The sequence below is a fragment of the Streptomyces alkaliphilus genome (assembly GCF_014141535.1).
Taxonomy (GTDB): Bacteria; Actinomycetota; Actinomycetes; order Streptomycetales; family Streptomycetaceae; genus Streptomyces; species Streptomyces alkaliphilus.
In genome coordinates this window covers 1-549 of record NZ_VKHT01001662.1, presented here as the reverse complement: position 1 = coordinate 549, position 549 = coordinate 1, and the positions used below count along the sequence as shown (strand labels likewise).

The 549-nt window shown below is 74.9% G+C and carries 1 protein-coding gene; it reads left to right on the top strand.

Annotated elements, in window-relative coordinates; genetic code table 11:
• Positions 1-37 precede the first annotated feature (37 nt).
• Positions 38-549: LLM class flavin-dependent oxidoreductase (locus FNQ90_RS26210; protein ID WP_323380198.1), on the top strand; the 512-nt coding region annotated here is incomplete at its 3' end.

The following is a 549-nucleotide window of genomic DNA, read 5'->3' as shown; positions in this document are numbered from 1 at the left end:
GGGATCGGCGTCGCCGCCCGGCCGCTCTCCGGGGGGCGTGGACGCCGTGACCGTCTACGGCTTCCACGCCTCACACGAACAGTTCGCCCCCGGCGTGCTGCTCGACGCCCTCCGCGCCGCCGAACGGGCGGGCTTCGGGGCCGGCATGTGCTCCGACCACCTCGCCCCCTGGAACACCCGCCAGGGCCACTCCGGTCACGCGTGGACCTGGCTGGGCGCCGCCCTCCAGGCCACCGACCTGTCCCTGGGCGTGGTCACCTCCCCCGGCACCCGGTACCACCCGGTGGTGCTGGCCCAGGCGATGGGCACCCTCGGGGAGATGTTCCCCGGCCGGCACTGGGCGGCCCTCGGCTCCGGTGAGGCCCTCAACGAACGGGTCACCGGCGACCCGTGGCCCCCCAAGGACGAACGCAACAGCCGACTGGAGTTCTCCGTCGAGGTGATGCGCGCCCTCTTCGCCGGCGAGACCGTGCACGCGGAGGACGGCCCCTGGCCGGTGCGCGAGGCCCGGTTGTGGACCCACCCCGACCCGGTCCCCGAGCTGTACAC